General features: G+C 59.5%; 11 protein-coding genes. 7 read left to right on the top strand and 4 right to left on the bottom strand.

What is annotated here, in order from left to right:
* Window positions 1-123 precede the first annotated feature (123 nt).
* From secA to CLM72_RS22380, 3 genes are all read left to right on the top strand, one after another.
* Window positions 124-2,859, top strand: a complete 2,736-nt coding sequence (gene secA, locus CLM72_RS22390) for a preprotein translocase subunit SecA (protein ID WP_105228212.1) — start codon at window positions 124-126, stop codon at window positions 2,857-2,859.
* Window positions 2,860-2,983: 124 nt separating this feature from the next.
* Window positions 2,984-4,201, top strand: coding sequence for a bifunctional glutamate N-acetyltransferase/amino-acid acetyltransferase ArgJ (gene argJ / locus CLM72_RS22385; RefSeq protein ID WP_105228210.1), 1,218 nt, complete (start codon window positions 2,984-2,986; stop codon window positions 4,199-4,201).
* 19 nt (window positions 4,202-4,220) lie between these two features.
* Window positions 4,221-5,165: a Nudix family hydrolase gene (locus CLM72_RS22380; protein ID WP_047711674.1), complete on the top strand. Its 945-nt coding sequence runs from the start codon at window positions 4,221-4,223 to the stop codon at window positions 5,163-5,165.
* Window positions 5,166-5,866: 701 nt separating this feature from the next.
* Here CLM72_RS22380 and CLM72_RS22370 read toward each other — a convergent pair.
* From CLM72_RS22370 to CLM72_RS22360, 3 genes are read right to left on the bottom strand one after another with little or no spacing between them, the layout of a single operon-like run.
* The gene (locus CLM72_RS22370) at window positions 5,867-6,445 is read right to left on the bottom strand and encodes a cob(I)yrinic acid a,c-diamide adenosyltransferase (protein WP_105228206.1); all 579 of its coding nucleotides are present in this window, start codon (window positions 6,443-6,445) and stop codon (window positions 5,867-5,869) included.
* A gap of 2 nt (window positions 6,446-6,447) precedes the next feature.
* Window positions 6,448-8,484: a HAMP domain-containing sensor histidine kinase gene (locus CLM72_RS22365; protein WP_105228204.1), complete on the bottom strand. Its 2,037-nt coding sequence runs from the start codon at window positions 8,482-8,484 to the stop codon at window positions 6,448-6,450.
* Window positions 8,485-8,530: 46 nt separating this feature from the next.
* A complete protein-coding gene (locus CLM72_RS22360; RefSeq protein WP_072447142.1) occupies window positions 8,531-9,448 on the bottom strand; it encodes a putative 2-dehydropantoate 2-reductase in 918 nt (305 codons plus the stop codon).
* Between the two features lie 123 nt (window positions 9,449-9,571).
* Between CLM72_RS22360 and CLM72_RS22355 the strand changes: the two genes are divergently transcribed.
* The gene (locus CLM72_RS22355; protein ID WP_003193880.1) at window positions 9,572-10,057 is read left to right on the top strand and encodes a YajQ family cyclic di-GMP-binding protein; all 486 of its coding nucleotides are present in this window, start codon (window positions 9,572-9,574) and stop codon (window positions 10,055-10,057) included.
* 137 nt (window positions 10,058-10,194) lie between these two features.
* Window positions 10,195-11,037: a mechanosensitive ion channel family protein gene (locus CLM72_RS22350; protein ID WP_054898004.1), complete on the top strand. Its 843-nt coding sequence runs from the start codon at window positions 10,195-10,197 to the stop codon at window positions 11,035-11,037.
* A 182-nt stretch (window positions 11,038-11,219) separates the two neighbouring features.
* Here the strand turns inward: CLM72_RS22350 and CLM72_RS22345 are convergent, their stop codons facing one another.
* On the bottom strand, window positions 11,220-12,500 hold the full coding sequence (locus CLM72_RS22345) for an OprD family porin (protein WP_034128586.1): 1,281 nt from the start codon (window positions 12,498-12,500) through the stop codon (window positions 11,220-11,222).
* Window positions 12,501-13,240: 740 nt separating this feature from the next.
* Between CLM72_RS22345 and CLM72_RS22340 the strand changes: the two genes are divergently transcribed.
* Window positions 13,241-13,666 carry an HIT domain-containing protein gene (locus CLM72_RS22340; protein WP_054898003.1) on the top strand — a complete coding sequence of 142 codons (426 nt, stop codon included), beginning with the start codon at window positions 13,241-13,243 and terminating at the stop codon, window positions 13,664-13,666.
* A gap of 3 nt (window positions 13,667-13,669) precedes the next feature.
* Window positions 13,670-13,876 carry a SlyX family protein gene (locus CLM72_RS22335; protein ID WP_005790924.1) on the top strand — a complete coding sequence of 69 codons (207 nt, stop codon included), beginning with the start codon at window positions 13,670-13,672 and terminating at the stop codon, window positions 13,874-13,876.

Below are 13,876 nucleotides of genomic sequence, written 5' to 3'. Positions count from 1 at the left end.
GAACAACGCCACTTTCCTCACCCACGATTCCGGGTAGAATGCGCGTTCGCAATGCGGCCGTGAGGGCTGCTCGGGCCACTCACGGTGCGCCCTCCATCCCTATGTGTGGAAGAACCTGCCGATATGTTTGCGCCTTTGTTAAAGAAACTTTTTGGAAGCAAGAATGAGCGCGAAGTCAAACGCATGCTCAAGACGGTGCAGCTGGTCAATGCCTTCGAAGAGCAGATGGTTGCTCTGTCGGACGAGCAATTGCGCGCCAAGACCCAAGAGTTCAAGGCCCGCATAGCCAAAGGTGAAACCCTCGACAAGCTGCTGCCCGAAGCCTTCGCGGTCGCCCGTGAAGCCGGTAAGCGCGTCATGGGCATGCGCCACTTCGACGTCCAGTTGATCGGCGGCATGACCTTGCATGAAGGCATGATTGCCGAAATGCGCACCGGTGAAGGCAAGACCCTGGTGGCAACCCTGGGCGTTTACCTCAACGCACTGTCCGGCAAGGGCGTGCACGTTGTGACGGTGAACGACTACCTGGCTCGCCGGGACGCCAACTGGATGCGCCCGCTGTATGAATTCCTCGGCCTGACCGTCGGCGTGGTAACGCCGTTCCAGCCGCCGGAAGAGAAGCGCGCCGCGTACGCCTGCGACATCACCTACGGTACCAACAACGAATTCGGTTTCGATTACCTGCGCGACAACATGGCGTTCAGCATGGATGAAAAATTCCAGCGTGAACTCAACTTTGCCGTGATTGACGAAGTCGACTCCATCCTCATCGACGAAGCCCGTACCCCGCTGATCATCTCCGGCCAGGCCGAAGACAGCTCGCGCCTGTACACCGAGATCAACAAGTTGATCCCGCGTCTTGAACAGCACATCGAGGAAGTGGAAGGCGTGGTGACCAAAGAAGGTCACTTCACCATTGACGAGAAGACCCGCCAGGTCGAACTCAACGAAGCCGGTCACCAGTTTGTCGAAGAAATGCTGACCCAGATCGGCGAACTGGCCGAAGGCGAAAGCCTGTACTCGGCGCACAACCTGGGTCTGTTGACCCACGTGTACGCTGGCCTGCGCGCCCACAAGCTGTTCCATCGTAACGTCGAATACATCGTGCAGGACGGCCAGGTGGTACTGGTTGACGAGCACACCGGTCGTACCATGCCCGGTCGTCGTCTGTCCGAAGGCCTGCACCAGGCCATCGAAGCCAAGGAACACCTCAACATCCAGGCCGAAAGCCAGACGTTGGCGTCCACCACTTTCCAGAACTACTTCCGTCTGTACAACAAGCTGTCCGGCATGACCGGTACGGCCGACACCGAAGCGTTCGAATTCCACCAGATCTACAACCTGGCCGTGATGGTCATTCCGCCGAACAAACCGTTGGCGCGTAAAGACTACAACGACCTGGTGTTTCTGACCGCCGAAGAGAAATACGCGGCGATCATCAACGACATCAAGGACGGTATGGCCAAGGGCCGTCCGATCCTGGTGGGTACCGCCACCATCGAGACCTCCGAGCACGTGTCCAACCTGCTCAACAAGGAAGGCATCGAGCACAAGGTACTGAACGCCAAGTTCCACGAAAAAGAAGCCGAGATCATCGCCCAGGCCGGTCGCCCAGGCGCATTGACCATCGCCACCAACATGGCTGGTCGTGGTACCGACATCCTGTTGGGCGGCAACTGGGAAGTGGAAGTGGCCTCGCTCGACAACCCGACGCCTGAGCAGATCGCCCAGATCAAGGCCGACTGGCAGAAGCGTCACCAGGCTGTGCTGGAATCCGGTGGCTTGCAGGTGATCGCGTCCGAGCGTCACGAATCGCGTCGTATCGACAACCAGCTGCGTGGCCGTGCTGGCCGCCAGGGTGATGCCGGTTCCAGCCGTTTCTACCTGTCGTTGGAAGACAGCCTGATGCGTATCTTCGCATCGGACCGGGTGAAGAACTTCATGAAAGCCCTGGGCATGCAGTCCGGTGAAGCGATCGAGCACCGCATGGTGACCAACGCCATCGAGAAGGCCCAGCGCAAAGTAGAAGGCCGTAACTTCGACATTCGCAAGCAACTGCTCGAGTTCGACGACGTCAACAACGAACAGCGTAAAGTGATCTATCACATGCGTAACACGTTGCTGGCCGCCGACAACATTGGCGAGACCATCGCTGATTTCCGTCAGGACGTGCTCAACGCCACTGTCAGTGCTCATATCCCGCTACAATCACTGCCTGAGCAGTGGGATGTTGCCGGCCTGGAAGCTGCGTTGAAGAGCGACTTCGGTGTGGACTTGCCGGTTCAGCAATGGCTGGACGAAGACGACCACCTGTATGAAGAAACCCTGCGCGAAAAACTGATGGCCGAGCTGCTGGCGGCGTACAACGAGAAAGAAGAGCAGGCGAGTGCCGAAGCTCTGCGCACCTTCGAGAAACAGATCGTATTGCGCGTGCTGGATGACCTGTGGAAAGACCACCTGTCGACCATGGACCACCTGCGCCACGGTATCCACCTGCGTGGCTACGCCCAGAAGAACCCGAAGCAGGAGTACAAGCGCGAGTCGTTCACGCTGTTCTCCGAATTGCTGGATTCGATCAAGCGCGATTCGATCCGCGTGCTGTCCCACGTTCAGGTGCGTCGCGAAGACCCGATCGAGGAAGAAGCACGCCTGCGTCAGGAAGCCGAAGCACTGGCGGCGCGCATGCAGTTCCAGCACGACGAAGCGCCGGGCCTGGATGAGCCTGAAGCATTGGGTGAAGAGGTCGATGTGGCCCTGGCCCAGACCCCGGTTCGCAATGACCAGAAGCTGGGCCGCAACGAGCTGTGCTACTGCGGTTCGGGCAAGAAATTCAAACACTGCCACGGCCAGATCGAATAAGATTTTCGCCTGACGCTGCAACACCCCGCGCCGCGACCGGCCTTTGCCGTCGCGGCGTTTTGCCATTAATTCCCACCGTCGATAGCGACGGCACAGACATCACCTATTTTTAAGGAGCGCATTCATGGCTGTTGGTCTTGGTCCTTTGCCCACGTTGCACCCGGTTGCCGGTTTTGAACTCGGTATCGCTTCGGCGGGCATCAAGCGCCCGGGGCGCAAGGATGTGGTGGTGATGCGTTGTGCGGAAGGCTCGACCGTGGCGGGCGTGTTCACCCTCAATGCCTTCTGCGCTGCGCCGGTGATTCTGGCCAAGCAACGGGTGGCCGGGTCGATTCGCTACCTGCTGACCAATACCGGCAATGCCAACGCCGGCACCGGCGAGCCGGGCCTTGTCGCGGCGGCGCGCACCTGCGCCAAGCTCGCCCAGTTGACCGGCGTCGATGCCAGCCAGGTGCTGCCGTACTCCACCGGTGTGATCGGTGAGCCGCTGCCGGTGGAAAAAATTGAAGGTGCCCTGCAAGCCGCGCTCGATGACCTGTCTGTGGATAACTGGGCGGCTGCCGCTACCGGCATCATGACCACCGATACCTTGCCAAAAGGCGCGAGCCGTCAGTTCGTGCATGAGGGCGTGACCATCACCGTCACCGGTATCAGCAAGGGCGCAGGCATGATCCGTCCGAACATGGCCACCATGCTCGGTTATATCGCCACCGACGCCAAGGTCTCCCGTGATGTGCTGCAACGCCTGATGCTGGACGGCGCCAACAAGTCGTTCAACCGCATCACCATCGACGGTGACACCTCCACCAACGACTGCTGCATGCTGATCGCCACCGGCCAGGCCAACCTACCGGAAATCACTTCCACCGAAGGTCCATTGTTCGTGGCGTTGAAACAGGCAGTGTTTGAAGTGTGCATGGACGTGGCCCAGGCCATCGTGCGTGACGGCGAGGGCGCGACCAAGTTCGTCACTGTTGAAGTCAACGGTGGCGGTAACCATCAGGAATGCCTGGATGTGGGCTACACCGTGGCGCACTCGCCGCTGATCAAGACCGCGCTGTTTGCTTCGGACCCGAACTGGGGCCGTATCCTCGCGGCTGTCGGCCGTGCTGGCGTGCCGGACCTGGACGTGAGCAAGATCGACGTGTTCCTGGGTGACGTGTGCATCGCCAGCCGTGGCGCCCGCGCCGAAACGTACACCGAAGCCCAGGGCTCGGCGGTGATGCAGCAGGAAGAAATCACCATCCGTATCGAACTGGGTCGTGGTGACTGCAGCGAAACCATCTGGACCACCGACCTGTCCCACGAGTACGTGAAGATCAACGCGGAATACCGTACCTGATACCAAGAGGAAACTGGCGGTGAAACGAGTACATGTAGCAGCAGCGGTGATCCGCGGTGTCGATGGCAGGATCCTGCTGGCGCGCCGTGCCGATACTCAGCATCAAGGCGGCCTCTGGGAGTTTCCCGGCGGCAAGGTGGAGGCTGATGAGTCGGTTGCCACGGCCTTGTCCCGTGAATTGCAGGAAGAGCTGGGCATCCAGGTCACCACGGCGCGGCCGCTGATCAAGGTGCAACATGACTATCCGGACAAGCAGGTATTGCTGGATGTCTGGGAAGTCTCGGCTTTTACCGGCGAGCCCCATGGCGCTGAAGGGCAGCCGTTGGCGTGGGTGGCACCGCGGGACCTGGTCAACTATGAATTTCCGGCGGCGAATGCGCCGATTGTCGCCGCGGCACGCTTGCCCGCCGAGTACCTGATCACCCCTGGCGAGCTGGAGACCCCGACGCTGTTGCGCGGTATCCAAAAGGCTATTGCTGGTGGCATCAAGCTGGTTCAACTGCGTGCCCCTAACGGTTACGACCCCAAATACCGCGACCTGGCGGTAGATGCGGTGGGCCTGTGCGCCGGCAAGGCGCAATTGATGCTCAAGGGGCCGTTCGAGTGGCTGGGGGATTTTCCCGCTGCCGGCTGGCACATGACCTCGGCGCAGTTGCGCAAATACGCCAGTAAGGGCCGCCCACTGCCCAAAGACCGTTGGTTGGCGGCTTCGTGCCACAATGCGGAAGAGCTGGCCCTGGCAGAAATGATGGACGTGGATTTCGTGACCCTGTCGCCCGTCCAGCCGACCCAGACCCATCCGGATGCCCAGCCGTTGGGGTGGGAGCAGGCGCAGCAGTTGATCGCCGGGTTCAGCAAGCCGGTGTTTCTGTTGGGCGGGGTTGGGCCGGCGCAGCGGGAGCAGGCCTGGGAGGCTGGTGCGCAAGGTGTGGCAGGTATTCGAGCGTTCTGGCCGCAGGTGTGATGCAGCTCTGATGGCCTCATCGCAGGCAAGCCCGCTCCCACATTTGATAGGTGAACACTTCAAGTGTGGGAGCTGGCTTGCCTGTGATAGGCATAGGTATCTACACAACTTCGGCACGACGCTAAATCTGTGGCGAGGGAGCTTGCTCCCGTGACGGCCTGGCAGCCGACACAGATATAACTGATGCCCCGCGATCCAATGTGGGAGCTGGCTTGCCTGCGAAGACGGCCTGGCAGCCGACACAGATATAACTGATGCCCCGCGATCCAATGTGGGAGCTGGCTTGCCTGCGAAGACGGCCTGACAGTCAACACAGTTGGACCGTGTACATATCCATTCCTGCGGTAACGGCCACTTAGGGTTCCGCCCTGACGGCGGCTCACTTTCGAAAAGCGCGAAAGTAAGCAAAGCGCTCTTGCCCCACCACTCGGCACCTCGCTTAGGCTCGGTGTGCCCGTAATCCGCCAGTGATTTGGGGGGCCGCCGCCACGCGCCATCCATGGCGCGGGGCGGCTAAACCGGCATCCCTGCCGGTTTACCCCCCAAATCCCTGTCGAATTCCGGCCAGCGTGGTTTAACGGGGCGCCTAAGATCAAAAGCAGATCAAGAGCTGCTCGCTTCGCATCGTGGTTACCGTTGAGCTAACAGAGTTATGTAGATACCTATGCTGTGATAGGGCACTATCAAGCGCCACATAATGGTCAGTGTGGCTTGGCCGCCGGCTGCCACAACACTTCCGCAACGCCTTGGCGCTTGGCAATCACCCTGGCCGCCACAAACAGCAAATCCGACAACCGATTGATGTACGCCAACCCCACACCCTCAAGCGGCTCCACCGCATTCAAGTGCTGACAGCGGCGCTCGGCGCTGCGCGCCAGGCTGCGGCACACATGGGCCTGGGCAATCAAGGCTGAGCCGCCGGGCAGGATGAAATTCTCAAGCGGCCCGACTTCCTCGTTCCAGCGATCAATCGCTGCTTCCAGCCGATCCACTTCCGCCGCATTCAGCGCCTTGTACACCGGCATCGCCAGTTCACCGCCCAAGTCAAACAGACGGTGCTGGCAAGGCGTGAGCACTTCAATCACGTCCTTCAACGCCGGGTGCTTGCCGCTTTGTTCTTCAAGGTTGGCCAGCAGCAGGCTCAGTTGGCTGTTCAGGGTATCCACCTCGCCAATCGCTTCCACGCGTGGATGGTCCTTGGGCACGCGGCGGCCGTCGCCGAGGCCGGTCTCGCCTTTGTCGCCGGTACGGGTGTAGATCTTCGACAGGCGAAAGCCCATGGTCAGTGCTCCAGTTGGGTAAGTTCAGTGGGGGGCAATTGGCTGCCGGCCAAAGGCAGGCGCAAGGTAAAGCAGGTGCCCTGGCCCAGGGTGGAATGCACCTCCATCTGGCCCTTGTGGTTGTTGGTGATGATGAAGTACGACACCGACAGGCCTAGCCCGGTGCCCTGGCCGATTTCCTTGGTGGTAAAGAAGGGTTCGAACGTGCGCTTGCGCACGTTTTCGCTCATGCCGATGCCGTTGTCTTCTACCTGGATTTCTGCCCACGGCGGGTTCAGACGGGTGCGCAGGATAATGCGCCCAGGTTCGCTGTCGTCTTCACGCAGGTGAATGGCTTGTGCGGCGTTCTTCAACAGGTTGAGCAGCACTTGTTCCAGCTCGTTGGCGGTGCCGGGTACCGGGCCCAGTTGCGGATCGAACTGGCGGATGATCGCCTGGCCCTTGAAGTCGAAACCAATGGTCAGGTCGAAGTCGTTGCCAGCGATTTCCACGGCCTGGTCGATCAGCGCCGGCAAATCGCAGGGCGCCATCTGGCGATTGCTGCGGCGGCTGAAGCTGAGCATGTGGGTAACGATTTTCGCGGCACGCGCCCCGGCCTGCTGAATGCCATCGAGCAATTGCGGGACTTCGCGGCCTTGCAAATATCGGTTGACCGTCTCCAGCTCGATGCCCACCTGTTCGGCAAGTTCCAGGTTCTTGGGCAGCTCGGGGGACAGGCGCCGGCGAATGTTCTGCACGTTATGCAGGATCGCGCCCAGCGGGTTGTTGATCTCATGGGCCATACCTGCAGCCAGGCCGCCCACGGAGAGCATTTTTTCCGATTGCACCATCATTTCTTCCAGGGACAGGCGCTGGGTGATGTCGTCGATTCGGATTACCACTCCGCGCCCGGCGCCGCCCATCAACGGGTAGAACGTCAGTGCATAATGCTTGGGCTCGTCGTCCTTGATCCAGGTGACCCGCTCAATCCGCTCCACCGTGTGTTGCTCCACGGTGGCCTTGATCTGTGGCAGGTACGGCTTGAGCGGCTGGAAGGCCAGGAAAACCGGCTGGTTCAGGGCTTCGTCCAGGCGAGTGCCGGATAGGGCGGTGGCTTCCTGGTTCCACTGGGTAACGTAGAGTTGTTCATCCAGGGCGATCAGCGCCGAGGGCATCGAGTCGATAATGCTGTTCAGGTAGTTCTGGAAGCCCGTGAGCTTTTTCTCGATCTTGCTGCGCACCTGGACTTCCAGTTCCAGCTTGCGGTTGGTATGCCGGGTTTCTTCGGCCAGGCCCTGAGCCTGGTCATACGCAGCCTGGGAGTCGTCGCGTGCGCGTTTGAGCTGCTGCTCGCGGGCTTCGATGCGCGACAACATGGTGTTGAACGCTTCGGCCAGGCTGCCGATTTCATCACGGTTGCCACGCCCGGCGCGCAAGGCGTAGTTCTCCTCGCGGGTCACCTGGCGGGACAGTTCTTCAAGTTCATGAATCGGCCGTGTGATCAGGCGTTTGATCTGCCGGGCGATGACCAGCCACAACAACACACTGAAAATCAGGATGCCCAGGCTGGCGGTCAGCGTGCCGGTATAGAACGCCATCGGCAGCTCACTGCTGGCCACCAGCAACAAATGCCCCGAAGGCTGAGTGCCACGGGGCAGGGTGATGACCTGGTTGCTGCGAAATTCAGTGAGGCGCCACGCTTCGATATGCCGGTAGTGGTCCGGCAGGTGCAGGCGGTCGCCGTGCTGCATCTGCGCCAGGCGGTTGCCTTCGCCATCGTACAAAGCGGCGGCGCGCAACGGTGAATAGCTGGTCAGCTCATTGAGCAGCGCCTCGGCCTTGGTCGGAGACTCAAGGGCCTCGGCGGCAAGCGCGGGGTTGGACACCAGTCGACCAATGGACTGCAAGGCCTGGGGGGCCATGCTTTCCTGGGAGATCCAGTAGGCGGCGCTGATAAACGTCAGGTTGGCCACCAGCAATACGGTGGTCAACAATACCAGCAGGGCCGCCAGCAGTTTCTGCCCTACCGGTAGATTTTCAAGACGCTGGCGCAGTGGCATCAGGGGTTTCCCAGGTGATAGACAGGTAGGCAGGGTAGCGCGTGCCTCAGTCGCTGGCCAATCCGCGTGCGCGCAGATATTCGACCAGGCGCGCTTGCAACTGTTGCAGGTGCGGCAACACCAATTGATGGCGGGCCGCCGCCTGGCAGGCATAGCCCAGCAGGTAGCTGATCTCGGTACGTCGGTGGTTGGCCACGTCCTGGTGCATGGACGAGTAATTGGCCGCCGTGGCCTGGATCACCCGCTGCACTTCGCTGTGCAGGTCCTGTGCGGCAGCAGGCTGGCCGCAGCATTCCAGCAGCTCGGCCAATTCAGCGCACAAGGTTGCCACTTCACACGCGTGGGCTTGCAAACCGCCGTTGCGGCACTGGTAAAGCACGGTCAGCGGGTTGATGGCGCAATTGAGCGCCAGCTTGCGCCACAGGCGTGTGAGGATATCACTGGCCCAATCGTGGGGAATGCCGGCCGCTTGCAGGTCGTTCAGCCACAGCGGTGGCGTGGGGTGGCTCGCATCCCCCAGCCAGGTGTAACCATGGCCGGCAAATACCACCCGCCAGTCGCCTTCGCGAAACGCGCCTTCGGTACTTGAGGCATAGATGCAACGGGCCAACGGCACTTGTGCAGCCACTGCGTCCTGGCTGCCAAGGCCGTTTTGCAGCAGGATCAGTTCGGCGTCGGGCGCAAGTCTAGGGTGCAACTGGGCGATAGCGCTTTGAGCATCGTAGGCTTTGCACGCGACCAGCAGGCGATGAATCGGCTCCGGGCTGTCAGGCGTTTCACCGACTACCGGGTAAGTCTGTTCCACACCCTGCTCGACCAGGGTCAGCCCTTGGCCGGCTCGATAGTCGGCCAGGCGCGCCTCATTGCGCAGGATCAGCCTGACGGGCACGCCTGCGCGCGCCAGACGCGTGGCCCAGAGGGTGCCCAGGCTGCCGGCGCCAAGAATATGCCACGGGGTCGACATCAGTGTGTACTCCATAAGGTCGCCAGCGGTGAACGGCGCGAAAGAACCGCTATAATGCCCCGGCATTTTAGCTCGGGCGCGCTCCATCTCTACTGAGCCCGCCCCTTATATTGGAGAAATCACATGCCTTCGTTCGACGTGGTATCTGAACTGGACAAACACGAAGTCACCAACGCCGTCGAGAACGCCGTCAAGGAACTGGACCGTCGCTATGACTTGAAAGGCAAGGGCAGCTTCGAATTCAAGGAAAAGGAACTGACCGTCAACCTGACCGCTGAAGCCGATTTCCAGCTGGAAGCGATGATCGAGATCCTCAAGCTGGCCCTGGTCAAGCGCAAGATCGACGTGCAGTGCCTGGAAGTCAAGGACGCCTACGCCTCAGGCAAACTGATGAAGCAGGAAGCCGTGCTCAAGGAAGGCATCGACAAAGAGCTGGCCAAGAAGATCGTGGCGCACATCAAGGACGCCAAGCTCAAGGTCCAGGCCGCCATCCAGGGCGAGCAGGTTCGCGTCACCGGCAAGAAGCGTGATGACCTGCAAGAGGCTATCGCAGCCCTGCGCGCCAAGACCTTCGACATGCCGCTGCAGTTCAATAACTTCCGCGACTGATGGCACTTTGGGGAACCTGTGGGCACTTTTGACGTCCGACGCCCCAAGCATCATTGCCTACAATTGAGCCCTTCGGGGCTCAATTGCGTTGTCAGGCAGTCAATACAGCCTTATCGCCGCACAATAGGAGAAAGTAGATGGATTTGAACGCTGAAATGGATCACCTGATCAAGACCTCCCAGTCTTGGCTCCCCATGATCATGGAATACGGCAGCCGGGTATTGCTGGCGTTGGTCACCCTGGCCATTGGCTGGTGGCTGATCAATGTTTTGACTCACCGCGTGGGCCGTCTGCTGGCCATGCGTAACGCAGACTTGGCACTGCAACACTTCATCACCAGCCTTGCGAACATCGCGCTCAAAGTCATGCTGGTGGTCAACGTGGCCTCGATGATCGGTGTGGCCACCACCTCGTTCGTTGCGGCGATCGGTGCCGCTACCCTGGCTATCGGCCTGGCCTTGCAAGGCAGCCTGGCGAACTTTGCCGGCGGCGTGTTGATTCTGTTGTTCCGCCCGTTCCGTATCGGTGACTGGATCGAAGCCCAGGGGACCTCGGGTACCGTCGACAGCATCCAGATCTTCCACACGGTACTGCGTACCGGCGACAACAAGACGGTGATTATTCCCAACGGCAGCCTGTCCAACGGCCTTATCACCAACACCAACCGCCAGCCGACCCGCAAGGTTGTGTTTGACGTGGGTGTGGACTATGAGGCGGACCTGCAGAAGGCCCGTGAAGTGCTGCTGGCTTTGGCTGAAGACCCGCGTGTACTGAAGGACCCTGCCGCCGTGGCGGTGGTGTCGACCTTGGGCGACAGTTCCATCACCGTCTCCCTGCGTTGCTGGACCAACACACCGGATTATTGGGACGTGATGTTTATGTTCAATGAACTGGCGCGTGACCGTTTGAAAGCGGCCGGGATTGATATTCCGTTTCCGCAACGGGTTATTCGGGTGATGCAGGAAAGTGCGCCGAAGTAACTTGGCGTGATGCTATCGAAGTTGGCCGAAAGGTCAGCTTTGAAAAACTAGTTACTTAGCTTGCTAGTTGTTTTGTTGATTGAAATAAAACTGCAATAAAAAAGCCGCTCCCTGTTTAAACAGAGGAGCGGCTTTTTGTTTAAGGCCGAGGCCTCAAGTCATCGTTGTAATTGAACCGGCAATTACAAGATGTTCAGCGGGTAGTTGGCGATCAGACGCAGCTCGTCGATCGACGGCGAACCGTAGTACACGCCATCACCGGAACGGTAAGTCGCTTGACGCAGGCGCAGGCTCAGGTCTTTTGCCGGGCCGCTCTGGATCACGTACTTGGCTTCGATGTCGCGTTCCCACTCTTTGCCATTCGAGGTGGTGCCCGTATTGGCGCCGCTACCGGTTACATAACGGGTCATGAAGCTCAGGCCCGGAATGCCGAAGGTTGCCATGTTGATGTCATAACGCGCCTGGTAGGACTTTTCGCCTTCGGCGTTGAAGTCGGAACGGGCGATGGAGTTGGCCAGGAACACCGTGCCGCCGCCGTCTACGCCGTAACCGTAGTCGCCGTCACCGGTGACTTTCTGGGCTGCCAGGGTGAAGGTGTGAGCACCGATGGTGTACGCGCCCTGCAAGCTGAAGGCGCGGTTGTCGAGCTTGGTCACGCCATCTTTCTCTGCACGTTGCAGGCCGGCGCCGTCGCTCTTGGTGTCGTAGATGTTGAAGTCCAGGGCGAACGACTGATCATCGCTCAGGGCGTGGGTCCAGTTCAGGTTGCTGTAGTACTTGCGGAAGTAATCTTCGGTTTTCGCGTAGTACAGGCTGCCGGTGACTTCTGGAGTGAAGGCATACACACCGCCGACAAAGTCGGTTTTGGTCAGGCCCAGGCTGTCGTGGTAGGTCTGGTTCTGCGCGACGCTGGAAGTGAAGTGACCGCCTTCAAGCTTCAGGCCCTTGATTTCGTTGCTGGTGATGGAGATACCTTGCGGCAGCTCTGGCAGCAGGCGGCTGTCGTCGGAGGCAAACACTGGGGCCGTGGTGTATTGGTCACCGACTTTCAGCACGGTGTTGGAGATGCGGAACTTCACCGCGCCGCCGCCTTTGGAATAGTCATCTTGCGAGCGACCGTCGGAACCGGTTGGGAACAGGCCGGTGCCGGCGCGGCCCTTGCCGCTGTCGAGCTTGACGCCCATCAGGCCGATCACGTCGACACCGACACCAATGGTGCCTTGGGTGAAGCCCGATTCGTACAGGGCATTGAAGCCCAGGCCGGTTTCTTCAGCACGGCTCTTGGAGCCTGGGCCCGACGGGTTGTTACGGAAGTCACGGCTGAAGTACAGCGCGCGAGTATTGATGCTGAACGTGCTGTCTTCAACAAAGCCCTTGGAATCGTCCTGGGCGGACGCCATTGCGAACTGCGAGGTGCCTGCTGAAACAGCCAGGGCGATCATGCTCCACTTCATCACGCGCATCGTGATTTGCTCCTTTGGTTTTAGGAAGAGTACTGCCGTCCCACCTGTATTTTTATCTGGGCGGCTCTTTCTTTTTGTGTCGGCGCAAAGTTATCTCACGCAGACCCTATTGACGATACTTACTCAATTATCCTTTCAGCTTCTTTACGAGGCTGTCGTAAATCGCTAGATCCATGTCGCAAATTCACAGCCAGAAATGTATCCAGGCTGACAACTTCAATGCTGTTTTCAGACTTCTTTCAAAGTTTGAACGCATCCCTGATACACATTGAAACGCCACTATTTTTATCGCGAAACACCTGTGTCCAAACGGGTGTCGTTGCCGACGATATGGGGGTGAATGCAACAAGCGTGCTCAAACCACTTACCGAATGTCATTTTTTCGTGAAAAGTGTGATGAACCTGTAAAAACCGCATAAGCACGGGGGTTTTACGCCATTTCGGTTGGGCTTGACGCCAAGGTGTTACCTCGGTTCGGTGGTACCTGAATCCTGTACCTGGGTAAAACGTTACCGGTTGACCCTTATCAGTGGGTAATCGGCGGATCCCTTTGAGGCACAGGTGGGTCATTTTGGTGCATCCCGTTGAGGCCCGGCCTAGCGTTGCTCACCTGGGCTATTGCCTCTAAAGGGTGCATTTTTTTGCCTGGTTGCCTCAAGGCCGCCAGCATTGCCCGTGAAGCCTTGGGCATTCGAAGGTATGCTGGGCACCTGTTACCGACCTGCCGAACGGAGTGCCACGTGTTCGCCTTAGATCAACGCCTGCAACAAGACACCTTGGCCATTGGGGACTTCCCGCTCTGTCGCCTGCTGCTGTCCAATGACGCCAATTACCCCTGGTTCATCCTGGTGCCGCGCATCGAAGGTATCAGCGAAGTGTTTCAACTGGATGTCGCAGATCAACAAACCTTGTGGCAAGAAACGACGGCCCTGGCGCAGTTGCTTAACGACGGGCTGGCGGCCGACAAGATGAACATCGGCGCGCTGGGTAACGTGGTCAGCCAGTTGCATGTGCATGTGATTGTGCGCAAGCGCGACGACGCCGCCTGGCCAGCCCCGGTGTGGGGCAAGCACCCGGCCCGGCCCTACACCGAAGAGCAGGTGGCCGCGACTCGCAGCCGATTGCGCGAGCTATTGCCTGCCGACTTCATCTTTACCCAGGACTGAACCATGGACCTGCAAGAACGCGTCACCGACCTGGAAAGCCGCCTGGCCTTCCAGGACGACACCATTGAGACCCTCAACGACATCCTGGTCACCCAGCAGCGGGCCGTCGAACGTCTGCAATTGCAGATGACTGCACTGCTCAAGCGCCAGGAAGAAATGGGCGGGCAATTCGAGTCATCCGAAGAAGAAGCGCCGCCGCCCCACTATTGA

It is taken from the genome of Pseudomonas sp. MYb193, assembly GCF_002966775.1.
Classification (GTDB): Bacteria; Pseudomonadota; Gammaproteobacteria; order Pseudomonadales; family Pseudomonadaceae; genus Aquipseudomonas; species Aquipseudomonas paracarnis.
The sequence above is the reverse complement of the archived record's forward strand: the minus strand, read 5'-3'. Positions and strand labels throughout refer to the sequence as shown.

Coding starts and splice junctions, on each gene's coding strand:
- secA (WP_105228212.1), top strand. CDS start 124: ATGTTTGCGCCTTTGTTAAAGAAACTTTTTGGAAGCAAGAATGAGCGC.
- argJ (WP_105228210.1), top strand. CDS start 2,984: ATGGCTGTTGGTCTTGGTCCTTTGCCCACGTTGCACCCGGTTGCCGGT.
- CLM72_RS22370 (WP_105228206.1), bottom strand. CDS start 6,445: ATGGGCTTTCGCCTGTCGAAGATCTACACCCGTACCGGCGACAAAGGC.
- CLM72_RS22365 (WP_105228204.1), bottom strand. CDS start 8,484: ATGCCACTGCGCCAGCGTCTTGAAAATCTACCGGTAGGGCAGAAACTG.
- CLM72_RS22360 (WP_072447142.1), bottom strand. CDS start 9,448: ATGTCGACCCCGTGGCATATTCTTGGCGCCGGCAGCCTGGGCACCCTC.
- CLM72_RS22355 (WP_003193880.1), top strand. CDS start 9,572: ATGCCTTCGTTCGACGTGGTATCTGAACTGGACAAACACGAAGTCACC.
- CLM72_RS22350 (WP_054898004.1), top strand. CDS start 10,195: ATGGATTTGAACGCTGAAATGGATCACCTGATCAAGACCTCCCAGTCT.
- CLM72_RS22345 (WP_034128586.1), bottom strand. CDS start 12,500: ATGCGCGTGATGAAGTGGAGCATGATCGCCCTGGCTGTTTCAGCAGGC.
- CLM72_RS22335 (WP_005790924.1), top strand. CDS start 13,670: ATGGACCTGCAAGAACGCGTCACCGACCTGGAAAGCCGCCTGGCCTTC.